Raw genomic sequence first — 23,542 nt, 5'->3', positions numbered from 1 at the left:
GGAAGGTGGCATCGCTGCACCCCCGCTGACTTGGAAGAACTGGCTACGTTGTGGGGGTGGACGGCTGCTCGCTGAGCCACTTGATGCCTCGGGCAACCTCCGAGGGCGCAAGCCCGAACATTCGGCGGAACGCATTGCTCAGGTGCGAGCTGTCCGTGAAGCCCGCGACGTGAGCGGCTTGGGTGAGCGTCGCGCCGTCCTGGAAGGCTTCCGTCGCCCGACGGAGGCGGAGCCAAAGGATGTAGGGACGTAGCGGGATGCCAATGCTGGTGGAGAAGAGATGTCCGATGCGCCCAGCGGACAGCCCGACCTCCTGCGCGAGCGCGCGCTGGCTCACGTCTCCCGCTTCGATGCGCTCTGGGAGGATTGCAATGAGGCGCTTGATCGCAGGGTGCACCGAGCCAGGGGAAACCGCCTCGCCGACCAATCGCATCAGCGACTCTTCCACCCGTCGCCCCCAGTCTCCTGCACGCACCTGTTCGGACGGGAGCGGCACACGGAGGAGAGGCGTCCCCGCACGAACCCACTGTGCTGACGCCATGCCCACATCGAGCTGCCGCAGCCTGCGGCCTACTGGGCCGTCCGGGTCCACGAAGACGAGCCACACATTCGCCGCCCCGTGCTCGATGCGGTGCGCGGTGTCTGGAGGAATGACAGCCACGGCCCCCTCCGCGCGGCGTCCGCGTGCATCCGCGAGCGTGAGCAATCCCACTGTCGCCCGAACGAGCTGGAACGCGTGGTGAGAATGCTCCTGGGTTGGGCCAACCGCCCCCAGGTATGCAAGCCAGCGCGGACCAAGCATCGCGCGACCCAGCCATCTCTGTTCACGTGGCACTCCTGCCTTCTCCCAGTCCCGGCGCTGTGTTCGGGTACGGGGCCATGGCGATGGCCCGGCGCGACGAGGGCCGCGAGCGCGCCTCGTCGCGGCCGTCTGGTGCGGCGTTCCTGAGGGTCTATTCCTTCAAGGCCTTCACGGAATACGCGCCGGCGTAGGCGCGGAAGCGCTGCTCCAGCTTCCCGGGTACGAGCACGCCCGTGTCGAACAGCTTCAGGATGAAGTCCTCGTACTTCGTCCCCGAGGAGAGGTCCGCGCGACGCAGCTCCTCGTAGAGCATGTAGGCCAGCACGTGCATTCCGTCGTCGTGGTCGCGGAAGAAGGCCGCGCCCGTCAGGGGTTTTCCATCTCTCCCTCGCAGCAGGCCCTGGCGCTCGCTGACGAAGACGTCGATGGCCTCGGCGCAGTCCTCTTCTGTCAGTCCCTGCGCGGTGGTGTAGCCGAACGCCGGGTCATGCTCGCGCACCAGCCGCTGGAAGTAGGGGTCCGCCTCCAGGGCCGTGAGCCGCGCGTCGATGGCGCCCTCGCGCTTGAATGGGGGGTGAAGCAGTTCGTGCACCGCGGTCTTCACCGTGACGCTCAGCGGGTAGGTGAGGTCGGTGAGGAAGTTCCAGCCCGTCACTCGGATGCCGTGGGGTTTGGCGAACTTCAGGACGTGGGCGTTCAGCTCCTCCACGTGGAGCGCCCGACCGAGAACGTCCTCGTCCCAGCCGACCACGTCATGCGTTGCCACCTGGGCGCCGAGCTGGGCGATGGCCTGCTCGACCTGGGGCAGGTACTCCGCGCGCCAGATGCGCGCGAAGTCGACGCGTTGGAGGAATGCGAAGAGCACGCCCAGGTCCTGGCGCGTATCCTCCATCTCGCTGAAGTCGGAGTCCTCGCCGTAGCTCGTCGCCTTGAAGTCCCGACGCATCGCCTTCCAGGCGGCATCGTCCGACACCGTCCTGGCCAGGCCGTCCACGGTGGTGGCGCCCGTGACGGAGAAGACGAGCGTCAGGTGGGGGCCCACCATCGTCCCGGCCTGCTTTCCCATCCGCTCGGTGAGGTGCTCGAGCGCGGCCTTCTCCTTGGGCTCGAGGAGGGCGGAGAAGCGCTGGAACTCCACGGGATAGAACCGCGTATAGAACGTGTCGCCACGCAGCAGGTTCAGCAGGCAGAGGGCGTCATACGCCTCGGAGGGACGCAGCACCCAGTGTGTGCGCCCTGCTTCCACCCGGGTGACGGCCGGCGCGGGAGGGGTGGGGACCTCCTGTTGCGATGCGCAACCGGATGACACCAGCCACAGCGTGGCGACGAGGGCCAGGGTGGGGAGCCCCCGGCAGGAGTCGGAGGGCCGGGAGCGAACGAGGGTGGGGGAGACGATCGGGTCCGAAGTCATGGCGCCGAAGCTGAACACCGTCGCGCGAGGATGTCTTGGACGGAACTCAGCCCGTTGGACGAAACGCGTGGCCCGTGAGCAGTCGCCGGTACTCGGCTGGGGACAGGCGGAGTCGGCGGCTGAATTCGCGCGTCATGTGACTCTGGTCGCAGTAGCCCGCCTCCTGCGCGATGTCGCTGAGGGGATGCTTCGTCTCCCTCAGTGCCCGGCTGGCGCGCTCCAGGCGGGAGCGGCGCAGGTGGTCGGCGGGAGTGCACTGGAAGAACTGGCGGAAGCCGCGGCCTAGCTGTGTGGGGCTCACTCCGGCCTCGCGAGCCAGTTGCGCGAGCGTGGGAGGAGGACCTCGGACTGCATCGAGTCGCTCCTTCACCCGTGCGAGCCACACGGGAGGTGCTGATTCCTTCGGGGGCGTCGTGGCGCGGAGCGCCTCGGCCAGCAGCTCCAACGCCAGCCCTTCAATGGCCAGCGCCGCCACGTCATCCCCGCGGTGGAACTCCTGATAGAGGCGCGCGCTCAGCGTGGACATCCGCGCGGAGGTCAGCTCCATCCGACTGTCCAGCCGGGACACGAGCGGGTAGCGCGACCGCCAGAGCGACTCGGAGAAGTCGATGTTGAAGGTGCGGGTGCGCCGACCGGCGATGCGCTGCTCGTGGGCGACCTCGGGTGCCTGGAAGGCCACCGACCTGGGAGGACATTCCCGGGCACGTCCCTCCAACACGTCGGTGAAGCCGCCCTCCAGCGTGAGCCTGAATCCCGCGTGCTGGTGTCGGTGTCGAGCAAGGACGACGCCGGGAGGATAGATGCTCTCCGTGAGGACGAGCCCCGCCACCTCCAGGCGCTGGAGCGGTGTGCCGAGATAGCGACCAAATCCAAGGACGGGTGCGGAGGACACGAAGTTCCAATGCACGGCTCGCGAATCGATTGCAATCGCGCTACGCGCGGCGCGCTGTCAACGTGGCGAGGGTTCTCCTTGCCTCCATTCGTCTCTGGCCCTCGTTTGCTGGCACGGCCTAGATTGAATCGATGTGGCGCCGTCATCCCCAGATGCTCGAGGCGGACAACCTCGATGGAGATCCGCTTGGGGCGCCGATGCTGTGGCCGGATGGGCGTCACATCGCCGCGAATGGGCGTGGGCGCATCTTCCTCTGGAGTCTGGCGACCGGTGAGTGCACGCGGGTCCTGAAGACGGACGCCATCTGTCGGAATGGAGAGCCCTGGTTCCGGCTGGCGGGGGAAGCCGAGCTGGGCCGCGTGCTCGAGGCGCACAAGATTCGCGGCCTGGCCCTCTGGGACTCCCAGGACTGGCAACGCGTGCAGACCTTCGAGGGGCACGGAGAAGAGGTCCAGGCCGCCGCGATCGTCAGCGAGGACCGCGTCGTCTCCATCAGCGCCGACAGCAGCGCGCAGCTTTGGGATGCCTGGACGGGAGAGAGCCTGCGCACGCTGCAGACCGGGCCGCTCTACGCGCTCGCGCATGCGCCTTCCCGGGGCCTCGTCGCCGTGGGCGGAAGCAACGGCGCGGTCCACGTGCTCGAAGACCGCACGCTCGACGTCCGCGCCCTCTTCCACCTGCGCATGGCCACCGCCCACCATGAGCCCCTCAGCGAAGCGCGCAAGGAACAGCTCGGCATCGTGTGGAACCGCCCGTCGAACACCCTCCGGGGGCTGGCCTGGCACCCCGACGGAGAGCACCTCCTCTGCGGGTACTGGGACTTCGTGGCCCACATGGTCCACAGCGTCACTGGCCGCGTCGTGCGGCAATGGCAGGGCCATGCGCACTGGGTGGACTTCGTCGCGGTGGAGCCCTCGCGCGGGCTGCTGTGCACCGGAAGCTCCGACGGCACCGTGCGCGTCTGGTCGCTCGACTCCACCGAGTGCCTCGCCGTGTACGACGTCGGCCACGTCGAACTGGGCGGCCTGTTGGTGCACGATCGGACGCTCTACGTGACGTGCCAACGGGAGCTGCTGTCGATGCCTCTGGTCTAGCGCCACGCACTTCCGACGGTGTGCGCACGGGCATCGCGAGGTCGGGCATCCGGTTCCATCAACGCCCCGACCCCTTCACTCCATTTCAACAGGGCCTTGGTCTGTGCGAGCTTCTTCTCCGCGTGCTTCGACGCGACGGCAGGCAAAGGCCCCACACCATGCACGCACCCTCACCCTCCGAACTCGAGCTCATCCAGGACGGCATCCGGCTGACCTCGTGGGTCTTCGGCATCAACCTGTATACCAGCCGCTCGTTCTACGACGGCTCCGTCGGGCTGCTGTCGGCCTGGGAGCTGTTTCAGACCCGGTGCCCGCCCGCGCGGCTGACCTTCCACGCCACGGAGACGATGAAGGTCCACAAGCCGGTCACGAAGCGGGTCCTCGGACTGCTCGGCACCTGGCTGGCTCCCGATGCGCCTCGCAAGAACTACCTCGCACTGGAGCTGAAGGTCAGCGAGAAGCCTCACGATGCTCCCTCCACCAAGTTCGAAATCTGGAACGTGGATGCGAGCCAGCAGGCCAACATCCTGTCCATGGCGTTCCCGGCGGTGGACGCCCGAGACAATCCGAGTGACCTCCTTGCGTTCGTCCACCAACTGGCCGAAGTGTTCTCCTTCCGTTGTGGGTCCGCGGGCTTCGCCTTCGAATGCTCCCGGTATGACAAGCAGGCCAGTGAGACTCACGCATGGAACATGTCGATGCGTTACCCGGGCATCGACATCGTTCGCATCCCGTTCGACGCCAAGGCAGTGGGCAACAATGGCATCCAGGGCGTGAATTGGCTGACGTTGCTCGACGCGGGGACGCTGGCGCCACTCGGTGGAGTCAGTGCCTTGCGGCGTCAGCTTCCTGCCGAAGTCGAGCTGCTCGAAGCCCGGCATGGCACCTTGATCAAAGCGGGGCCGGCTCCCACGACAGGCGATGCCGCCTCCCCAGAGACGTTGCGGCTGTACCGAGAGGTCTATCGGCTGCTCGCACCGTGGATCGCCCTCGCGGCGGACCAGTCCATGGCGCTGCGGATCGGCGGCGGAGCCATCCCCCGGACCGAGGCGTGGTTCCGGCGACTGGGCACCTGAGCGCCTGTTGAAATAGAGCGATGGGGCAATCGCGCGGGCGAATACATTGGTTCATCCCTGGGGTGCGGATTCGACCTCCCACGCAAGTGCTTCTGGTCGATTGAGCAGCCTTATCGATGACTTGCTCAAGTATCGTGAGCTCCTCTTGGCACAGCAGGTGGGACTCTGCGCAACTGGGGCAACGTCATCTCGAGGAGCAGCGCATGCGTAGACAGCGCTTGAGCGCGATCGGACTCGCGTTGTTCGTGCTGGGGACTGCCGTCTCTTTCGGGGTCCTCCACGAGGCACCGGTGCGCGAGACCCCTCGCGCACGCGCGTTCCTGCGAACCCGGAGCGCGGTCTCCTCCTCGTCTCTGCTGGGCACGCGAATCCTCCGCGGCACCGTCGTCACCGCGACGGGAACTCCCGCTGCCGGCGTCGATGTCTCCGCCACCGTGCTCAATCCTGGGGAGTCCCTGTCCTCGATACCCTGTGGCGATCGGAACCGGACCGTGCCGAATGACAGAAAGATAGGGGCGCCCGGATGCCGAAGTACTCGCGAGCGTTCCATCTGATGGGGGAGGGCGCCCCGCGCGACCCTGTTCGCGAGTTGAGGCGTCCTCTCGGCCTGCGGTGAGGGCCATGCCGCGCTCGGCGGTCGGGCCTATGGCCGCGTGACGTGCACGAGGCTCGTCATCGCGTCCACGTACAGGGTCGAGTCGTCGGCATACAGCGGCAGCAGCGGAGTGACCGATACCTGGTTCAGCTTCGTCTTGCGGAGCTGCTGCGTGTCCGGATCCTTGAACACGGCGTATGGGACATCTTGGATGACGTAGGGCTCGCCATCCACGTGGCCGATGATCATCAACACATGACCGGGAACGACGACGAGGTCACCCACCTGCGCTTGGGCCAGTGCGCGCAGCCGCTCGGTGTGCGAGTCCTGTGCGGTGAAGAGGCGGTGGTTCAACGCCGCGCTCTTCCCTTGCATCCCGGAGTTCGGCGGCAAGAACAGCCCCATGCTGCGGTACACTTCGCTGGTCAGTCCGCTGCAGTCGCGCGCATTGAATTGGTGCCCCCAACCGTAGCGCTCGCCGAGGAACTTGAACGCCTGCCGGAGGATGTTGGCACGTGTCAGCGGCAGATATCCCGGCGCGGTGTCGGCGGTACGGCGCAGCAGCGCGCCCTGGAAGGCGAGTGTGCCGTCCTGCTCGCGCACCGGCAGCAGCACCGGCCACGATGCATAGGCGCTGGCGCCGTTGACGGGCTCGCCGGGTGCCACGTCGGCCCGTGGCAGCTCGACCCCCATGTCGAGTTCAAGCTCGGATACCCCTGGTGCTTCCGGTGTGAATACCGTGCGCACCTGGTCGCCCGTGACGACACGTCCAGGCGCTTTCGCCACGTACGAAAACACCGTGTCCGCCGTGCCCTCCGCGACGTCTCCGCGCCGGACCCACGCGGGCCCTTGGGTCGTCAGGACGAACATCCATTGCTGATCCGAGCTGTGGTGCGCGATGACGACCGGCTCGCCGGGGAACAGGATGCCGGCCTGCAGGCTCTCGTAGTCGCGCAGGTTCTCCGCGGCGAAGAATTGCCGGTCCGACGGCAGTGACCGCAGGGGCGTGCGCCGCACACTGAGGCCGTAGCGCGCGGTGGATGCTTCGGGGATGTGCTCGGTCGCGGCGTTCTGGCGCAGTTCTGCGCGCATCGCCTCCGTCACCGGCAGGCCCTGTTCGTCGATCGTTGCCTGGATGGGCGTCTGCTGCGCATCCTTGATCCAACTGGCGACCTGCTCCCGCGTCAGCGTGGCTGGGATGCGCCTCAAATCGACCAGTCCGCCATCTGGACCGAACGCGCGCATGCGCTTCGCGGCCACCTGGTCGGCATCGAGCAGCACCTCGTCGGGCGACGGCGCACGGCGGATCCAGAACTCGGGCGACAACATGTCTTCGCTGAACGCGGGCACTCCGGCCGGAGACACGGCGCGCGCGGACGGCACCGCACAGGCGGCAAGGCCGGCGGCGGTCCCCATGACCGCGAGCGAGAGCGCCCGCATGCGCCATGTCCGTGCACCGGGTCGGCACGTCGTTACCCGTGTCGGTGTGGAGGGGGATGCCAGGCGGCTCATGCGTTCAACTCCGTGAGGGGAAGACGGCTCCAGGCGGCCGTGCTCGCGTGCGGGGACGGGCAGGTCAGCCCACGTGAGCCCAGTTGCTCACCCTCAGGTCCAACGAACTCCCAGCGCGAGCTATTTCGCAGGCGCGCGGAGTTTTCTCCGGGAGGCAACCCGAGGATCTTCGACGCGGCCTGTCCTGGACTTGAGGGGCCTCATCCGCGCGTCACGGATTCGTCGGCAGCGGCATGATTTTCGTGCCAATGGGGGCGCCCTGCATGACCGCAGCGGCCTCGGCGGCGGCATCCGCCCGCTCCTTGGCCGCGCGCGCTTCCTCTGCCTCGGCGCGAGCCTTCTCCTCGGGGCGCCGCATCTTCTCGGCCACCGCCGCTACCGTCAGGTTGGCAAGGCCGTTCTCGAAGTCCCTGCCCATCAACGTGTCCGTGTCCATGAAGAGCGAGAAGGCCTTGCCCATGAAGTCGTGGGTGCCGCGCATGGACCACGCCACTTCGGTGCCATCCCCCACGGGCTTGAAGGTGAAGGTGGTGGTGTAGGTGGCGGCCCAGGGCTTGAGGAACTGCAGTTGGATGAGGATCAACTCGTTCGGCTTGCTCTCCCTGATCGTCATCACGCCCTCGCCCACCTGCTCGTTGCCTGCCCACGCGTAGATGGCGCCGACTCCGGACCCCGCGCCGGAGTACGTCGTCTTCATGTTCACATCCCGCCGGGCCCACGGCGACCACTCGTTCCATGGGTGGAAGTCATTCACCCGCGAGAAGGCGATCTCCGGAGTCACCGGCAACGTCGCGGTGCGCTGCACTGTGAAGGCCGAGGGTCGGGTAGCGATGACACCCACCACGCTCAGGAGAAGGGCGGCAAGACCAATGAGAGTCTTCTTGAGCATGGGTGGGCATCCTTGTCAGGGCCACTGCCAGAGGCCCTCGATTGCCAGCGTATGTCAGCCGCGGTGGAGACGCTCTTGCGAAGGCGTGGCGGTTCGAGCGCATGAGCTGCGATTGCTCGTGACGTCCTGGGTGCGCACCGCGTGTTCGCGGAGCCTCGCGGTGGGCCGGGCGAGGGATGCTGTTCGCGGGCTACACCGTGGATGTGGTCGCTTCCCGCTCAATGGCGGGATGGGCCGCCCGGACGGAGGCCGCCGTGAGGAAGGCTCGGATGAGCGGATGGGGCTGGCCGGTGCTCGCCGTGAGTTCGGGCTGGAACAGGGTGGCCATGAAGAAAGGAGTCAGTGCCTGAGGCCTTCGGGATGCAGCGGCCCGTTCGGACTCGGGCTCTACAGGCCCACGCGCCTCCACTAACGCGCTACGTCCCTCGGAGGAGCGCCTCCGTCGTCCTCTCCACTATTCCGGATTGTCGTCGGCGAGCAGGGCGTCCGGGTCCGTGAACAGCTCATCGGCACGCTTCGACAGCGCCAGACTCTGGAGTCGCGGGTTGGCCCCATCGACCGCGAAGGCACAGGGCAGATCGCGCAGCAGGTAGATTCGCCGTCTGGAGTTGATGCTGTCGGGCATCTCGCCGATGGTCAGGAACACATTGGTGGAGACCGATATCGGCGTGCCCGTGTTCTGGAAGACTTCCTCCACCGACGGCGATTGCTTTCCGCTTCCTGCCTCCGAACCTGTGTACAAGGCCTCTGACATATCGAAACGAATGAAGCACTGGTCCTTTCGCGTCGGCAGGAGGAGCTCGGAATAGCCATTGGAGACATCGACCGAGTAGTGCGTGACGGTGCCCGTCAAGGAATCCGTCAAATCCACTGCGTGATGGCCTCGGGTGATTTCGTAGACGAGGTGGTCGTCTTCCTTGCTCCGCTCTCGCGTCGGCGCGCCGTCGACGACCAGCTCCACCGCGCCGCCCCCCGCCGTGACCACGTGCAGCGTGCCACTCCCAAAATACTGAATGGCGAAGGGCGCGAGGCCCGCGCCAACGAAACCGACCACGGTGACGATCACTGCAGTGATTTGAACCTTGCGCAACACGATGCTCCCGGGCCGGGACTCGCGTCGCCCGGATTCTCCGAAAGGATAGTTCCCCTCGCATTCATTCACCAACTAACCAATGCGCCCCGCTGTGCTCGCGAGGGCGAATCCTGACCAAAATCCAGCAGGGCCTCTCTCGCGTGTTCATCCAGCTCCTCCGAGAACCCTCCTGGGGTGGGGGCGCCCTGGCCCCCGTGGTACTGTGGGCGCCGTGACGACGGGACGCAGCCCCCCATCCACGGAGGCCATGGCACGGTGAGCGCCGCCCGAGAGATCCGCGCCGACTTCGATCGGACGTCCATCGTGATGTATCAGGCCTATCCGGATGCCATCGCGGACGTGGCGGTGAAGGAGCAGACGTTCGGCCCGCCCTTCTCCGTGGGGCGGATGACGTGGATCAAGCCCAGCTTCCTGTGGCTGATGCATCGCTCCAACTGGGGGCGTAAGAGCGGGCAGGAGCGGACGCTCGCGGTGCGAGTCCGTCGCACGGGCTGGGAGGAGGCACTCGGCGCCGCGGTGCTCACGAGCTTCGAGCCCAAGGCCCATGGCTCCCCAGAGGCCTGGCGCAAGGCGTTCGATGCCGCGCCCGTCCATGTGCAGTGGGATCCAGAGCGCACGCTAAGGGGGGCGGGGCTGCCACATGACAGCATCCAGGTGGGCTTGGGGCGAGCCATCATCCAGAGCTTCGTGAAGGACTGGATTGTCTCCATCACCGACCTGACGCCGCTGGTGCAGAAGGTGCGCAAGCACCTGGACGACGGGCGCGCGGATCATGCCGTGCGCTTGCTGCCGAAGGAGACCGTCTTTCCAGTGCCGGCCGAGCTGGTGCGCCGGCTGGGAATGTGACGCGGGAAGGGCTCTGCCGGACCGGCTGAGCTCGCACGAGAGTCGGGGGCATTCAGCAAGGACGTTTCCGGCTCGAATTGCTCCGAGTTTCGGCTGTGCGCCCAGGCGGGGAAGAATCCTCAAGCCGAACTGCCAGGAGCTGTCCCTTGGCGCGTGCGAGACGGCGCAGGGGAGACCCCGCCATCTCGAGACTTGACGGTGCGAGTGGGGCGAAGGCGTGTGCCTTCAGTCCGAAGGGGAGGGTCGGGGTGGTTTGATGGGACGCGACGGGCCCCGTGTGAAGAGGCGCTGGGCGCCTTGGGCGCCACGTCCTGGCTGGGCGGCCGTCCGAACTTTCGTGTGTACTCGCGACTGAACTGGCTGGGACTCTCGTAGCCAACCTCGAACGCAACCGCGGTCACCGAGGCCGTGCCCGCCACGAGCATCCGCCGCGCATCGAGCAGGCGCAGGCCTTTCTGGTACTGCAGTGGCGAAGACGAGGTGACGGCCTTGAAGTGTTTGTGGAACGACGAAACGCTCATCCCCACCGCGCGCGCCAGTTCCTCCACCACCACCGGCGAGCGGAAGTCTCGCCGCAGGAGCGCGATGGCGCGGGCGATCGAGCTCGCGTGGCTGTCGTGCCGAATCAGGCTCCGCAGCATGGGGCCGAGCGGCGCCATCATCAGGCGGTAGTGGATCTCCTTGAGCAACATCGGGCCGAGCACCCGCGCGTCCATCGCCGACTCCGAGAGCGTGAGATAGCGGCTGATGGCGTCGAGAAGGCGCGAGTCGGCCTGATGCACCTCGAGCGCTCGCGCCTCGGCTGCGGTCGTCACCCGTTCGCCGATGTCTTCGTAGAGGCTCCGAAGCACATCGACTTCGATGTTGAGGAGCAACACCAGATAGGGTGCCTCCCGGACTCGGGAGACAATCGGCAGGTCATGGCTCACCAGCGCGCACTCGCCGGCGCGCAGACGAAAGTGATGCTCGCCGAAGGTCATCTCCTTGCATCCTTGGAGAATCAGACAAAGCATCGGGGAATAGATGGCGGCCTCGAAGGCCGTGCGCTGGTGCTGCCGCAACAGGTACAAGCCGTGCCGTGGCGTGACGAGCTGCGCCGTTCGCGCAGTCGAAGGTGGAATGAGTCGCAGCGCGTACTCGGTCAGCCGCCGCAGGTCCCCATGAACCCCCTCGTCGTTCGTTCGCTTGGATGGGTTGGCAGGCATTCGGGCCGATTCTGCGCACAGGGAGAGAATCAGGCAAGGGAGGACGAGAATTGGGCAGGCTTCGACTCTCTCCGCTGCGTAGGGTGTCACAACTCAAGACAGGGAGGGTTTCGATGACGCGCGAGATTCGAGTGCTTCATGAATCGCAGGACACGCGCCTGGCGCGCGCGACGGTTGATGGCGACGCCCTCTGGCTGGACAAGGGGGAACTTGAACTCGCCACCGGCTGGTTGTGGAAACCCGTGGGCCTGTGTCGAGATGACACCTGTATGCCCTTCCCGCGCGGCAACCAGAATCTGGTCGACGGGGAACGCATCGATGCGGCGGGCGCGTGGCGGCACGCGGGCTGGCCTGTCGTGCATAGCCGCTCGGGGAAGATCTGGGTGCTCGGCGAGGGCGCATCGCGCCGTGCTGCCGCGCTGACTTCGCTGAATGCGCCCGACTTCGCGTTGCCCGACCTTGATGGGCGGCTGCATCGATTGTCCGACTACCGAGGCCGCAAAGTCTTCCTGGTTACCTGGGCCTCGTGGTGCGGCTGCCGAGGAGAGTTGCCCGTCTGGCAGTCGCTCCACCAAGCCGCGAAGGAGCACGGGTTCACGGTGCTGGCTGTCGCGCTGGATCAGCCTGACGCGGCCCGGCCTTGGATTGAGGCTGCCTCGCCCGGCTACCCCTGCCTCATTGACCGCGACCACCTCATCGCCGAGCTGTACAACCTCGTGAACGTGCCACAGGCCGTTTGGATCGACGACGCCGGTCAGATGGTGCGGCCACCCGAATCTGCGGGCATGACGGACAGCTTCCGTGAAATGGACCGAAAGACCTTCGCGATGCCGGAGGAGGCGCGCGAGGCGCGCGACCGAGGGAAGGCCGCGTATCTCCACGCGGTGCGCGACTGGGCTGTCCGTGGCAGCGCGAGCCCGTACACGCTCGATGCGAAGGCTGTCATGTCGCGGCTGAGTGTGCCTGACGCAGCAATTACCGAAGCGCATGCGCACTTTCGCCTGGGCCAGGCCCTGATGCGCGACGGGCAAGCCGACGAAGCTGTCGCCGAGTTCGCAGAGGCTACGAGGCTGCACCCTGCGTCCTGGGCGCTCTGGCGACAGACGGCCGAGAAGAGCGCGAGCGGTCTGGCCGTTGGCGAGGATTTCTGGCGGCGCGTCGACGCGCTCGGCGACCAGCACTACTACGCGCCGGTCGATCTGGCGTAGCCCCGGCGCGTGAAGTCGAACCCCGACGAGTCTCTTCCGGCAGTGCCGACATTCACTCCCCCGAGTAGCGCCACGCAGGACGGTGAAGCGTTCCAGTTCGAGCAGCGCGGCTCAGGTGCTGACGACAACGATGTCTCCCCGTAGCTCGAATGGTGCGGCGCTCCCTTCACTCGTGGCTACTTCGCGCGTCTCCACTTCACCTCGCCGACGGCCCCCGTCCCACCGGTCGTCGGCGCGGGGACGATGTATGTCAGCTCGTCGCCCGCCAGCGTGAAGGTGCGCCGCTGCTCTGTTCCTTCCCAGTTCGGGAATGAGGCGTGGTCGATGTGGAAGGTGAGCGTGCGCTCCTTCTCATTCACCGAGTACCGGCCGAAGTGTGAGTTGGTCCCCCGCACGGTGGCCTGGTTCTCCTCCGGCGTTCCCTGACTCTTGTCGCTGGACGCGAACCGTGCCCGACCCGCGCGGAGGATATGGATGGAGTAGCGCCCCTGGCCATCGAACATGAGGAGGCCCTGGGGCTCCGCACCGTAGAGCTGCACCCGCTGCCCATCCGGAAGCACGTTGTCGACCAGGACAAGCGTCCAGGTCCCCACGAGCTGATCCGCGAGGGACTTCTCTCGGGCGTCCGCCTCGCGAGAGGTGAGGAGGACCACCAGGAGCAGCAAGGTCCCGCCCGTGAGCGCTCGCCAGTCGTTTCGCTTCATCGCGTCGTGCCCCCTCACATCAGCACCCCACCACCGTCCACGGTGAGGACGGTGCCGGTGAGGAATCGGTTGGTCATGGCGAAGAGGGTGGCGGCGGCCAGGTCCTCCGTCTTCCCGACGCGGCGAGCAGGGGCTTTGTTGGCGTAGTCCGCGAAGAGCCGCTCCCGGGCCTCGGCGCTGAGCCGGTCCCAGAAGGAGCCGGAGTCCACCACGCCTGGAGAGATGGCATTGAGCCGCACCGGCGCGAGCTCCACGGCCATGGCCTTGGTAAAGGCTTCGAGACCGCCATTGACCAGGCTGGTGATGGAGGTGCCGACGGCGGGTTTCCAGGCACGGAAGCCAGAGAAGAAGGTGAAGGAGCCCTCCGGGGAGATGCGCGGCGAGGCGTGCTTCACCAGGAAGATGGGCGCCCAGAGCTTGGCGGCGAAGGCCCGCTCGATGGACGCGGAGCCCAGCCCGGTGAGAGGCCCGGCGGTGCCCTGACTCACGGTGCTCACCAGGTGGTCGAAGGGGCCCACCGCTTCGCAGAATGCCGCCACCTCTGCTTCCACGGAAGCGTCCAGGACGCGCACCTCGCGGGGGCCCCTCATCGACTCGGAGGTGGCCTCCAGCGCCTCCCGCTTGCGGCCCGCCAGCACCACGTGGGCGCCCGCCTCGGATGCGGCCAAGGCCACGCCCCTTCCGATGCCCGAGCCAGCCCCAACGACAATCACCTTCCTGCCTGCCAGCTGCATGAGTGTGCCTCCGCGACGGGTGGAGTTGGTAACCCCATGAACAGGTTACGGGCGAAGTTATGTTGGGTTTTATGTAACCTGTCAACCCGGTTTCATGCTTTCCTGTGGGATGTCATGGCACCCAGAAAGAAACAGGCACCGGAGCGGCCCGTGGCTCCGGCAGGTGAGCTGCGCGACGGGTTCAAGTTCCGTTCGGGCCGGCTCTGCCTGGACCTGCCTGCATCATTGGCCGCGCGGCTGAAGGCCGAGCCGAAGGACTTGCTGGAGACGCCGCACGACCTGGGCCGCTGGCTGGTCGCCGCCGGGCTGGCGGCGAAGGATCCGCGGCCCACCGACGAGGAGCTGCGGCTCGCGCGCGAGCTTCGCGAGGCCCTCTACCAACTGGCGGTGGCCCGCCTGCGAAACGAGGGCATGGACTCCAAAGCCAGGGCGCTGGTGAACCGGTGGGCGGCGGAGCCTCCTCCGGCGCCACAGCTGGGCCCCGAGGGACTGACGTGGATGCGCGGTGGCGTGCACTCACTGTTGGCGGCCGTGGCGCGCGACGGTGTGGAGCTACTGGGGGGCCCGCTGGCGGAGCGCATCCGCCACTGCGAGGGCGAGGGCTGCGCGCTCCTCTTCGTGGACACCTCGCGTTCCGGACAGCGGCGCTGGTGCTCCATGGCGGGCTGCGGCAACAAGGCGAAGGTGGAGGAGTTCCGCCGACGTCAGCGGGGAGAGGGCGGATAGTGCGGCTTCGGCCCCTGGTAATACCCTCCGATTGAGCAGCCCGTGCTGAAGCCGGGCGAGAAGCGCGGGGCGAGGGAGCCGCGGCTACGTCACGCCTCTGGAGTTTCGACGGCAGTGCGATGCCGTGGAACCCAATCCATCCCGAGCGGCGCCTCTCTCGTCAGCAGTGGTCCGAAGAAGTCGGGCAGCTGCATCGCGCTCAGTTGCGACGCTGCGGTTCACTCGCGTCGCTTCTGCGAGGACTCTTCCCGACGCGAAATGCCGTGGGTTCGCTCGTCCTTGCTCATCCCGCCCGGCGACGGAAGTGGAGCGCCTGCACGCCGGACTTGAACCGCTGGGTCGAGAGGAGCTCGAGATGCCGAGCACTCGACAGGCCATGAAACAACGTCGGCCCGCGGCCACTGATGATGGGATGAACGACGATGCGGTACTCGTCGATGAGCCCCCACTCCTCGAGCGAAGTCGAGAGCTTGGGCGCTCCGACGAGGACACCCCGCTCGGTCTTCGCTTTCAGCGCCGAGATCGCCTCGCGAAGGTCACCCTCCACCTTGCTCGTGTTCTGCCACGGAAAGTCGCTCCGCGAGCCCGACACGACGTACTTCGCCTTCGCTTCGAGCTTCTGTGCCCACTCGCGCATCGCGCGCGGCGCCTTTTCGTCGTGTGCCACCGCGGGCCAGGCTCCCTCCATCAGCTCGTAGGTGTTGCGCCCGAAGAGCATCGCCCCGCTCTGATCCATGAGCTGCGTCCAGTAGTCGTGCAGCTCGTCGTCCGCGATCCCCTGGGTGTGATCGATGCATCCGTCCAACGTCACATTGAGACCGAAGGTGAGGAGGCCCATGGCGTGGGATTCTACGATAGGCCCGCCCAGCGCGCAGAAACCAGACGCCATCGCGGGCGACACTCCACGCGATTCGTCGACCGGAACCGCGCTTCATCTGGGTAGGGGCGGAGGGCCGCCATGCCGGTCAAAGCCGACCAGGGGCTTCGGGGCGAAGCTCACAAGGGAGCAGGAGGCGGTACCGAATTGGGGCCAGACGCCGTTGCGATAGCTGCGCTTCATCGGGTTCGTCCGTACCCTCGACGCCATCATGGCCGCCGACCGCCTCCATGATGAGGCGACCGGATCTTGGGTATGCACACGGGAGCAGGGCCTTACCTTGCGTTCGCTCTTGCCCTGCTGGCCACTGACACCCTTATCGGGACACGACCCAGCCGAGAACCTTGACGGTCGTCAGCACGTAGGACTGGCCTCCCGTCTCCGGGCGCACGGCTTCGACGACGAGCTTTGGGGACTCGCTCACAGGGAGCCAGACCTGAGCGGCAGGGGTGCCGGGCTTGCCGCAAAGGGGCTGGTCGACGTTCAGGTTGCGCCAGCTTGTCGACTCGGGCGTGCGGAAGCGCATTACACCCGGTGGCTCGTAGGCGTGCCGGCAGGCGTGTAGCTCGACGAAAACCTCGCGGACACCTGAAGGGATCGCAACCTGGTCTTGCAGGGCGAAGGTCCAACTCGCCGAGTCGCTCGGATCGGTGGCGACGAAGTGTTGGGCTTGGTTGTCAGGGACGTTGTCGACGGTCCCTCCCGGCTGCTCCGGGTCGGGAGTCGGGGTTGGTTCGGCCTCTTTGCCGCAGCCCAACACCCCTAGCGCGGCGAGCAGCGCGGCTGCTGGAGCTGCGACTCTGAACGGCATCATCGTTGCGATCTCCTTCGGGTTCGGTTCGTGACCTTAGAGAGCCCGCTACTGTTCGGCTAGCACGAACACGAAGCGCCAGCTGTCGAGGTGCGTGGTCCACGGGAGGAATTCGTATGCATTTACCCTGGGATTCCTCTCGCTCCAGAGTGGCGCTTTGACTGCGGATTCGGTTCAGGCGGTACATCTCGAGGTGTTGAACGACCAGGAGGTGTCTCTTGGCGCGAGAGACGACGCAGGGGCGCGACCCCCATCTCAAGACTTGATGGCGCTAGCGGGCATGAAGACGTGTGCCTTCAGGTCGCAGGATGGGCCGAGGTGTTTCGATGGCGCGCGACTGCAATTCGCAAGCTTCACATGGTCCGAGAATCCCAGGGCATGTCAGCCTGTGACGCCTGACGAATCTGCTCCGGGTCGCGATTCAAAGGTCCCGGACCGAGCCCGTCAGCGAGTACTCCTTGGTCCGGAATCCCGTACCGAAGCGGCCTGCGAGCTTGGCCATCTGTTCGGGCGAAACAGGTGACGTGGCGACTGCTGTCAGACGCGGCAGGCCCTTCGCGCTCACGAGCGCATCGATGACCGCATCCAGGTCGGTTTCCTCGACCTCCTCATCCTGGCTCAGGGTCGTCGCGTCGAAGTCGAGGTGTAGCTCGGTGAGGTTGGGCAAGTCGGCGCGGCGGAGGCTGTCCGCGGTCGTGTGGTTGACCTCCATCCGAAGCTCGCGCAGGCGCGGCAGGCGCCGAGCGACGAGACCCCGCTGCGACGCCGTGGGCTCGTTGCTCAGGGTCAGAGACTCGAGTGCGGCAAGAAGCTGAGACCGTCCAAACCGGGCGAGGGTCGTGCTCGAAAGATTGCAGCTCCGCAGGCGCAGGTGGCGGAGAGCGGTCAGGTAGGGAGACGCGATGAGGGACGCGAGCTCGTCATCCTCGACTTCCGAAAGAGCGAGGTGCTCGACGGTCGTCATGCGTGCCGAGCCGGCGGCGATCGCGGCGGCTCCCGGGATGTCGCCCAGTCCGAGATGCGCGACGGCCAAGCGCGGCGACGTGATGAGCGCCGAGAAGCCGGGGCCAGGGAATGCCGAGTCGCCGGCATCGCCGAATCCGAGACAGCCTTCGAGATCGAGCCCACGAAGGCGCGACAGGCTCGAGGCCCGGGCCAGGGCGTGGCAGCCCTCTTCGCCGAACACGGAACCTGCGAGGTCCAAGTAGGCCAACGCGGGCAGGTCGAACAGACGACTCAGGCCCGTAGGGCCGATGCCGACGCGAGGGAGCGCGAGGCTCTCCAGACGCTCGAGACCGGCAGCAGAGAGAAGGTTGGCCAGATCATCACCCACGGGGATGTCACCATCCTGGGCGTCGGGCATCGCGAGGCCGAAGCGGCGCAAGCGGGTCATCGTTCGCCGAGCCAGCGGCTCGAATGCCTCGACCGTGTGGAGCCCGACGGCCAGCTCGAGTTCGTCCAGGTGATGCAGGAGCGGTGACGCAAGCACCTCGGCTACCCCCGTGACACCGAGCCAGTTGCAGTCGATCCGCAGCTCGGAGACGGCCCGTAGCCGAGACCACCGAGTGAAGGCGGGCACCAAGTCCTCAGCCCCGAAACGCTCGTTGATCCAGGCGCGATGGAGGTCGAGCCAGGCCTCGGCGTCTTCCCGCTTGAGCCCGCGAGCCATGCGGCCAGCCAGGACTTCGTCGAATCGAACGAGCCCCACCACGGACAGCCGCGACTCGACGGCGACGTCATCGCGGATCAGCTGCCGCGCGGCGAGCTCGAGGGGCCAGGGCCGTTGGATCATGGTCGGAGAAGTATCGCCGAATCTGGCGAGGCGGCAACGGGTGGCGACGACCGTCAAGAAGCGCGGGGGTGGAGCGCCGCGCAGCTCAAGGTGCAGAAAACGAGCGACAGGGAAATCTTGGGCCACCCTGGGCTGCAGGTGTGGACGAGATGAGCGACCTGGAGGAAGGCCAGGCCGGCATGCCGTTTTCCGCTGTCGTCGACGCCGACGCGCAGGAGGCCCGCCTCCAGCCAGGGTTGTGGGCGAATCTGTTAGGGGATTGGGCCTTCAATCCCAACATCGCCGTCGAGTGGACGTCCCTACAGTGCCCACCTCCACCCCGTGACAGGTCTCTCGCGGGGATCGACGCCCCGCGCTTCGTGAAGGTCGTCTCCAGGCACAGACTCTCCCGCTCTCCACTGGCACGGCGCCAGTCGTTGCCTTGACAACCTATCTCCTCGCATCTAAATGTAATTTAGATTCGTGTTCTGAGAGGAACGTCCATGCCGCGGATTGCGACACCTGCCCTCGCCCTGCTCCTCCTCGTGTGTGGTGTGCTCCTGGGCGCGTGCGCGACGCCCGTCGGTTACGCGTCGGGGACCTCCGTCACGGAGCGGGACTCGCTGCACCGCACGACGCCGACGCCCACGCTGGAGCCCGAGGCGCCGTTCATCGCGCATACGGTCGAGGCCGATATCGCCGTGCCCCCGGACCGCCTGTTGCCTTGGTTGGTGAACGTTCCGTTGGAGCGCATCCTGTTGGGGACCGAGAAGATCGCCGGCATCGAGCGGACCGAAGTCCTCTCCCCATCCTGGGGCAGTCCGGGAACGCGCCGACGCGTGGTGCTGCGAGACGGGAACACCTCTCTCGAGGAGTTGCTCGTCGTCGCGGAGGGCCAACGCTTTCAGTACATCGTTTGGAACTTCACCAACGAGGCGCGCCGGGCCGTCCAGTACGCGGTGGGGGAGTTCAACTTCACACCGACGGCGACGGGGACGCACCTGCGCTGGACCTATCGCTTTCGTGGCAACGGGTGGCCCACGGAGGGCTTCCTCAAATCCTTCGTCGAGGAGGACTTCGCTGGCTACATGAAGGTCGGCATGGAGCATATCCAGACCGAGTCGACACTCGACCTGACGGCTCGGCAGAACTGACGACGCGGGGTTCCTCGACCTATGCTCGCCACGAAGAGATGGGAGTCCCGTGGCGAGCACCCCCAAGACGCGTCAGACCGTGGCCAGGAAGTCCCCGAAGCCTCGCGGCTATCACCACCTCGATTTGCGCCGCGCCCTGCTGGATGCGGCAATCGAGTTCCTGCGGAAAGGCGACGTCACGGGGCTGACCATCCAGGTCCTCGCCCGGGCCGTGGGCGTGTCTCCCGGAGCGCCCTATCACCATTTCCCGGACAAGCAGTCCCTCCTGGCGGCGCTGGCCACCGAGGGCTACGACCTGCTCGCGGAGCGCGTCGCGCAGGCCGTGGCGCGTGAGTCCACCGTGCCGGGCAAGCTCGCGGAGGTCGCCGCCGCGTACCTCTCCTTCGCGGAGGAGCACGCTTCGCACTACCGCATCATGTTCCTTCCTGAAATCGAGGACCGGGTGCGCTTCGCCTCCGTCCACGAGGCGTCCGACCGCTCCCTGCGGACCCTGTTCGAGGTGGTGGCCGCGGGCAACCCCGGGCTTCCATTCGACGTCGTCGTCGCCCGGGCCATCGCCGCGTTGTCCATGTGCCACGGGTTCGCGTCACTCAGGGCCGCCGGGGTGCTGGGGAACATCCCCGGGATTCCGAAGGTCGAACTGCTCGAGAAGGTCGCCATCGCCGAGGTGGCGACTGTCGCGCTCGGAGCGGGTACCCGGCGCTCCACCTGACACGTCGTGCGGTTTCGACAGAGGCATGTCACTGCTCACGTGAAGCTCGCGCCAGCGAGGTGCTGCGGGAGTTCATGCAACGGCAAGCGGCCTGATTCCTATCAATCTGGAGTCTCAAGAAGCAGGTGCGATACAGAGGGGGCCCGTGCCGCTGAGCGACATCCTCCACACGTTGCTACGGCGCAATCCCGCTGAGCGCTTCGCCACTGCAGCCGAACTGGAAACCGTCATGCGTGCGAGGCTGGCACCGTTGGGGCCCTGCACTGGCGAAGACGCGGCGAGGGAGGTTCAGCGGGCGCCCGTAGAGGCGGGTGAGAAGCTCTGGGATTGGGAGGTGCTGGAAGACATGGCGCTGAAACATGAAGAACTCTGGCACGGCCGCTTCGTGCTCCGGCTGAGCCGGGTCAAACACTTCCTCACGGTCAGCAAGTCCAGCGACTCCCTCCATGAGGACTCCACGGGCGCGCGGGTGGATGAATCCCTCCGCGTCGAAGCTGGAAGGTTTCGTGACCCTAGACAGCGTGGATGCCCGCGCGGTCGACCTCCTGGTAAGAATCGCCCACCCCACCACGGTGAGCGTGCCGGTGGAGGCCCACCCGCGGGAGGTGACGGTGAGGATGGAGGCAGGCGCACCATGAAGCAGGACAGGCACCTTCACGGACCGAGCACGAAGCTCAAGGGCCACTCCACGCCCATCCTCGCCGCGGACTGGCTCGAGGACTCGTCCCGGATCGTCTCGGCGGCGGCGGCGGACTCCACGGTCCGCGTTTGGGACGTCGCGGCCGCGCGGACCGTGTCGACGCTGACGGTCGCTGAGGGGCTCAACAAGGTCCGGCTGTTCCCGACAGGAGACCTGCTGGCCGCGACATTCGAGGACAAGGTCGCCCGAGTGTACGCGCTGGACTCCGGCAGGGGGCTGGAGAGCGCACCCCTGACGGCGCGTCCCAAGGCGCTGGTGGTCTCTGCGGACGGCGTCATGTACTGGGCGGGCCATGTCACCCATGGCGACGGGGTCTGGGCGTGGACGCCGGGCTCGACTCCGAAGCTGCTCCTGAAGGACATCGACACCTTCGAGCCCACCTGTGGCCTGTCGCTCTGCGACGACGGGACGAAGCTGTGGTGCTTCTTCGAGTGGGACCTCGTGGTGCTCGATGCGTGGACAGGACAGGAACTCTCGCGGTTCAAGGGAGAGCGGGGCGTCGCCATCGGGCCGGGCTTCGTGCTGCCGACCGGGCCTCGCGTGGTGGGCGTGAAGTCACGCCTCAACCGGGATGACGAGCCGGTCCGGCCGCGCCTCTACAGGTGGGACCACGAGACCGGTAGGCATGACTGGGATTCGGAAATCCTGAGGTGTGGCCACGGTCAAGAAGCGTTGCTGGCGATGGCTCGGAGCACGCGCTGGCTCGTGGCCAGCGGCGCGGAGGGCGTGACACTCATTTCGAGTCGTAGCGGGCGGGTGCTCGGGGTGCTTCCATTCGAGGTGCCCCCGTGGGAGGTCTCCTGCCTGAGCGTGTCTCCGAATGACCGCTTCGTCGCGGTGGGCACCTCGAAGGGCGACCTGGTCGTCCACGATCTCGGCGGCGCGGACCTCGAACGCGACCTGGAGGCGCCGGGCATTCCCAAACACTCACGCAGCGGCAGCCCGCTCCTGCTGCGACTGCAGAAGCGGCCGGGCCTGTGGCTCCGGGTGCATGCGAATGGCGACCTCGAGAAGGCCGAAGGCGATGCCCGCACCGACTCGGTCATCATGACCCTGGTCGCCCAGGGAGGGAGTGCGGCCGTCCCTCCTTCCATCCTCGCCTCGGAGCTCCGCAGGCGCCTCTGGCCGTACGACCTCACGCAGCCTGTGTCCTCGAAGAGGGCCCATGCCGTGCAGGTCTTCATTGGAAACGACCTGGTCGTCGAGGGCGCTATCGGCATCGAGGGCCCCGAGAATGTCCTCGGCTTCGACAGCGACCCTGACAGTGTCGGGGAGCGGGTCGAAGGAGAGCTCAGCGCGCGGAAGATCCTCGATGGCATCAAGGACCTGCTGTCGTCGCTGCCGGGCGACTGACCTCGCCTCCGCCGTGCGCAGGAAGGCGGCTCGACGGTGAACTCGCTGCCCTTTCCTGGCTGTGAGCTCATCGACACCTTTGCGCCCAGCACCGTCACCGGCTCGCGCACCCGCGTCAGCCCCAGCGCAACGCCCGGCGTGGACTTGTGCTCCAGTGTCTCCACTTGCTGGAAGGGCATCGAAGATGCGCGTCGGCGCCTCCGGAGGAATCCCCGGCCCGGTGTCGCGCACGCGCAGCCGCCGCGCGTCCGTCACCACCTTGACCGAAACATAGACGCCACCCTGCTGGGGGGGCTATCAGACATTCGGGGCCGGTGAGAAGCGTGCGTCAGCCAACGCGTCATTGCATGCACAGCCCTCCAGATGGAGGGCCGAAGAATGCCGAGGATGGAAGGGGCGAAGGTGGGTGAGCGTGCGCAGGCGCCTCTGTGAGGCCATGCCGCTTGTGACGGGGGCGGCAGAATTCTGGCCTGCCAGCTACGGCCGGTAAGATTCGGGTCTTCGTGAAGGCGCTGGTCGAGACGATGTGCTCGGCCCTGCGGAGCCGTTCGGATCTGGTCCTGGAGAATCGGGACCTTCGTCAACAACTCGCAGTCTTTCGTGAGAGGCGCGCATCACCGCGGCTTGCGCGGGGCGACCGCCTCTGCTGGGTGGTTCTCCAACGCCTCTGGCTGGGCTGGCGGAGGCCACTGTGCTTGGTGCAGCCTGCGACAGTGGTGAAGTGGCATCAGATGGGCTTTCGACTCTTCTCGCGATGGAAGTCCCGGAGTCGGGTGGGGTGGCTTCGGCCAACTCCGGAACTGCGCGCGTTGATTCGGCGCATGGCTGAATCCATCCCGACATGGGGCGCCCCGCGCATTCATGGGGAGTTGTCGAAGCTGGGGATGGAAGTAGGCCAGACAACGGTTGCTCGGTACATGCCCAGACCTGGAAGGGGAGCACCGAAACCATCGCCCTCATGGCGGAATCTCTTGCGCTTGCATCTGTCGGAGTTCGCGGGAATGGACTTCTTTGTCATTCCGACTGCGACGTTTGGAGTGCTGTTGGGATTTGTGGTTGTGAGTCGCCGAGACAGGCGAATTATCCACCTCAATGTGGCCGTGCACCCGACGGAAGAGTGGACGAAGCAGCAGTTGCGCGAGGCCTTTCCTGGGACCGGTGCTCCGAGATAGGGACAAGCTCTACTCCGAGGGCGTTCGCGCTACGCTTGCCCATTGGGGGATTCGCGAGGTGCCGAGCGCAGCACGGTGTCCGTGGCAAAATCCCCATGCGGAGAGGGTCATCGGCTCGATACGTAGGGAGCTGCTGGACCATGTTGTCGTCCTGAACGAACCTCACGCTCGGCGTCTGCTGCGCGAGTACCAGCGCTACTACAAT

The 23,542-nt window shown here is 66.6% G+C and carries 21 protein-coding genes and 1 pseudogene; 9 read left to right on the top strand and 13 right to left on the bottom strand.

What is annotated here, in order from left to right; genetic code table 11:
• Positions 1 to 43: 43 nt before the first annotated feature.
• The 3 genes from JGU66_35055 to JGU66_35045 all read right to left on the bottom strand — a co-directional run bounded on the left by JGU66_35055 (position 44) and on the right by JGU66_35045 (position 3,105).
• Positions 44 to 661, bottom strand: a complete 618-nt coding sequence (locus JGU66_35055; GenBank protein MBJ6766001.1) for an AraC family transcriptional regulator — start codon at positions 659 to 661, stop codon at positions 44 to 46.
• Positions 662 to 953: 292 nt separating this feature from the next.
• Complete coding sequence (locus JGU66_35050) at positions 954 to 2,213, bottom strand: hypothetical protein (protein MBJ6766000.1); 1,260 nt, start codon at positions 2,211 to 2,213, stop codon at positions 954 to 956.
• A 46-nt stretch (positions 2,214 to 2,259) separates the two neighbouring features.
• A complete protein-coding gene (locus JGU66_35045; GenBank protein MBJ6765999.1) occupies positions 2,260 to 3,105 on the bottom strand; it encodes a helix-turn-helix transcriptional regulator in 846 nt (281 codons plus the stop codon).
• 131 nt (positions 3,106 to 3,236) lie between these two features.
• On the opposite strand from JGU66_35045, the gene JGU66_35040 reads away from it, so the two are divergent.
• Both JGU66_35040 and JGU66_35035 read left to right on the top strand, forming a co-directional pair.
• On the top strand, positions 3,237 to 4,199 hold the full coding sequence (locus JGU66_35040) for a transcriptional regulator (protein MBJ6765998.1): 963 nt from the start codon (positions 3,237 to 3,239) through the stop codon (positions 4,197 to 4,199).
• A gap of 158 nt (positions 4,200 to 4,357) precedes the next feature.
• Positions 4,358 to 5,275 (top strand): DUF3396 domain-containing protein, encoded by a 918-nt coding sequence (locus JGU66_35035; protein ID MBJ6765997.1) that lies wholly within the window; start codon positions 4,358 to 4,360, stop codon positions 5,273 to 5,275.
• Between the two features lie 643 nt (positions 5,276 to 5,918).
• On the opposite strand, the gene JGU66_35030 is transcribed toward JGU66_35035, so the two are convergent.
• From JGU66_35030 to JGU66_35015, 4 genes are all read right to left on the bottom strand, one after another.
• Positions 5,919 to 7,310 (bottom strand): SH3 domain-containing protein, encoded by a 1,392-nt coding sequence (locus JGU66_35030; GenBank protein MBJ6765996.1) that lies wholly within the window; start codon positions 7,308 to 7,310, stop codon positions 5,919 to 5,921.
• A gap of 283 nt (positions 7,311 to 7,593) precedes the next feature.
• Complete coding sequence (locus JGU66_35025) at positions 7,594 to 8,271, bottom strand: SRPBCC family protein (GenBank protein ID MBJ6765995.1); 678 nt, start codon at positions 8,269 to 8,271, stop codon at positions 7,594 to 7,596.
• Positions 8,272 to 8,461: 190 nt separating this feature from the next.
• Positions 8,462 to 8,599 (bottom strand): hypothetical protein, encoded by a 138-nt coding sequence (locus tag JGU66_35020; protein MBJ6765994.1) that lies wholly within the window; start codon positions 8,597 to 8,599, stop codon positions 8,462 to 8,464.
• Positions 8,600 to 8,725: 126 nt separating this feature from the next.
• A complete protein-coding gene (locus JGU66_35015) occupies positions 8,726 to 9,364 on the bottom strand; it encodes a hypothetical protein (protein MBJ6765993.1) in 639 nt (212 codons plus the stop codon).
• Positions 9,365 to 9,619: 255 nt separating this feature from the next.
• Between JGU66_35015 and JGU66_35010 the strand changes: the two genes are divergently transcribed.
• A complete protein-coding gene (locus tag JGU66_35010) occupies positions 9,620 to 10,210 on the top strand; it encodes a DUF4291 domain-containing protein (GenBank protein ID MBJ6765992.1) in 591 nt (196 codons plus the stop codon).
• A 119-nt stretch (positions 10,211 to 10,329) separates the two neighbouring features.
• Here JGU66_35010 and JGU66_35005 read toward each other — a convergent pair whose 3' ends face one another.
• A complete protein-coding gene (locus tag JGU66_35005) occupies positions 10,330 to 11,415 on the bottom strand; it encodes an AraC family transcriptional regulator (protein MBJ6765991.1) in 1,086 nt (361 codons plus the stop codon).
• Between the two features lie 113 nt (positions 11,416 to 11,528).
• Between JGU66_35005 and JGU66_35000 the strand changes: the two genes are divergently transcribed.
• A complete protein-coding gene (locus tag JGU66_35000; protein MBJ6765990.1) occupies positions 11,529 to 12,623 on the top strand; it encodes a redoxin domain-containing protein in 1,095 nt (364 codons plus the stop codon).
• Positions 12,624 to 12,799: 176 nt separating this feature from the next.
• Here JGU66_35000 and JGU66_34995 read toward each other — a convergent pair whose 3' ends face one another.
• On the bottom strand, positions 12,800 to 13,327 hold the full coding sequence (locus JGU66_34995; protein MBJ6765989.1) for a lipocalin-like domain-containing protein: 528 nt from the start codon (positions 13,325 to 13,327) through the stop codon (positions 12,800 to 12,802).
• Between the two features lie 14 nt (positions 13,328 to 13,341).
• A complete protein-coding gene (locus JGU66_34990) occupies positions 13,342 to 14,001 on the bottom strand; it encodes an SDR family oxidoreductase (GenBank protein ID MBJ6765988.1) in 660 nt (219 codons plus the stop codon).
• Between the two features lie 210 nt (positions 14,002 to 14,211).
• On the opposite strand from JGU66_34990, the gene JGU66_34985 reads away from it, so the two are divergent.
• Positions 14,212 to 14,787: an ABATE domain-containing protein gene (locus JGU66_34985; protein MBJ6765987.1), complete on the top strand. Its 576-nt coding sequence runs from the start codon at positions 14,212 to 14,214 to the stop codon at positions 14,785 to 14,787.
• A gap of 283 nt (positions 14,788 to 15,070) precedes the next feature.
• On the opposite strand, the gene JGU66_34980 is transcribed toward JGU66_34985, so the two are convergent.
• The 3 genes from JGU66_34980 to JGU66_34970 all read right to left on the bottom strand — a co-directional run bounded on the left by JGU66_34980 (position 15,071) and on the right by JGU66_34970 (position 18,267).
• Positions 15,071 to 15,625: a dihydrofolate reductase family protein gene (locus JGU66_34980; GenBank protein MBJ6765986.1), complete on the bottom strand. Its 555-nt coding sequence runs from the start codon at positions 15,623 to 15,625 to the stop codon at positions 15,071 to 15,073.
• Positions 15,626 to 15,980: 355 nt separating this feature from the next.
• Complete coding sequence (locus tag JGU66_34975; GenBank protein ID MBJ6765985.1) at positions 15,981 to 16,478, bottom strand: hypothetical protein; 498 nt, start codon at positions 16,476 to 16,478, stop codon at positions 15,981 to 15,983.
• Positions 16,479 to 16,896: 418 nt separating this feature from the next.
• A complete protein-coding gene (locus tag JGU66_34970) occupies positions 16,897 to 18,267 on the bottom strand; it encodes a hypothetical protein (GenBank protein MBJ6765984.1) in 1,371 nt (456 codons plus the stop codon).
• Between the two features lie 482 nt (positions 18,268 to 18,749).
• Here JGU66_34970 and JGU66_34965 point away from each other — a divergent pair, with 482 nt between their 5' ends.
• The 4 genes and pseudogenes from JGU66_34965 to JGU66_34950 all read left to right on the top strand — a co-directional run bounded on the left by JGU66_34965 (position 18,750) and on the right by JGU66_34950 (position 23,542).
• Positions 18,750 to 19,400 (top strand): SRPBCC family protein, encoded by a 651-nt coding sequence (locus JGU66_34965; protein MBJ6765983.1) that lies wholly within the window; start codon positions 18,750 to 18,752, stop codon positions 19,398 to 19,400.
• A 49-nt stretch (positions 19,401 to 19,449) separates the two neighbouring features.
• Positions 19,450 to 20,112: a TetR/AcrR family transcriptional regulator gene (locus JGU66_34960; protein MBJ6765982.1), complete on the top strand. Its 663-nt coding sequence runs from the start codon at positions 19,450 to 19,452 to the stop codon at positions 20,110 to 20,112.
• Between the two features lie 634 nt (positions 20,113 to 20,746).
• The gene (locus JGU66_34955; GenBank protein MBJ6765981.1) at positions 20,747 to 22,165 is read left to right on the top strand and encodes a hypothetical protein; all 1,419 of its coding nucleotides are present in this window, start codon (positions 20,747 to 20,749) and stop codon (positions 22,163 to 22,165) included.
• Between the two features lie 1,001 nt (positions 22,166 to 23,166).
• Positions 23,167 to 23,542 (top strand): annotated as a pseudogene (locus tag JGU66_34950) (transposase).

The sequence above is a fragment of the Myxococcaceae bacterium JPH2 genome, assembly GCA_016458225.1.
GTDB lineage: Bacteria > Myxococcota > Myxococcia > Myxococcales > Myxococcaceae > Citreicoccus.
Note: the sequence above shows the minus strand (reverse complement) of the source record. Positions and strands in the feature narration are given on the sequence as shown.

Coding starts and splice junctions, on each gene's coding strand:
- JGU66_35050 (MBJ6766000.1), bottom strand. CDS start 2,213: ATGACTTCGGACCCGATCGTCTCCCCCACCCTCGTTCGCTCCCGGCCC.
- JGU66_35040 (MBJ6765998.1), top strand. CDS start 3,237: ATGTGGCGCCGTCATCCCCAGATGCTCGAGGCGGACAACCTCGATGGA.
- JGU66_35035 (MBJ6765997.1), top strand. CDS start 4,358: ATGCACGCACCCTCACCCTCCGAACTCGAGCTCATCCAGGACGGCATC.
- JGU66_35030 (MBJ6765996.1), bottom strand. CDS start 7,310: ATGCGGGCGCTCTCGCTCGCGGTCATGGGGACCGCCGCCGGCCTTGCC.
- JGU66_35025 (MBJ6765995.1), bottom strand. CDS start 8,271: ATGCTCAAGAAGACTCTCATTGGTCTTGCCGCCCTTCTCCTGAGCGTG.
- JGU66_35020 (MBJ6765994.1), bottom strand. CDS start 8,599: ATGGCCACCCTGTTCCAGCCCGAACTCACGGCGAGCACCGGCCAGCCC.
- JGU66_35005 (MBJ6765991.1), bottom strand. CDS start 11,415: ATGCCTGCCAACCCATCCAAGCGAACGAACGACGAGGGGGTTCATGGG.
- JGU66_35000 (MBJ6765990.1), top strand. CDS start 11,529: ATGACGCGCGAGATTCGAGTGCTTCATGAATCGCAGGACACGCGCCTG.
- JGU66_34995 (MBJ6765989.1), bottom strand. CDS start 13,327: ATGAAGCGAAACGACTGGCGAGCGCTCACGGGCGGGACCTTGCTGCTC.
- JGU66_34980 (MBJ6765986.1), bottom strand. CDS start 15,625: ATGGGCCTCCTCACCTTCGGTCTCAATGTGACGTTGGACGGATGCATC.
- JGU66_34975 (MBJ6765985.1), bottom strand. CDS start 16,478: ATGATGCCGTTCAGAGTCGCAGCTCCAGCAGCCGCGCTGCTCGCCGCG.
- JGU66_34970 (MBJ6765984.1), bottom strand. CDS start 18,267: ATGATCCAACGGCCCTGGCCCCTCGAGCTCGCCGCGCGGCAGCTGATC.
- JGU66_34965 (MBJ6765983.1), top strand. CDS start 18,750: ATGCCGCGGATTGCGACACCTGCCCTCGCCCTGCTCCTCCTCGTGTGT.
- JGU66_34955 (MBJ6765981.1), top strand. CDS start 20,747: ATGAAGCAGGACAGGCACCTTCACGGACCGAGCACGAAGCTCAAGGGC.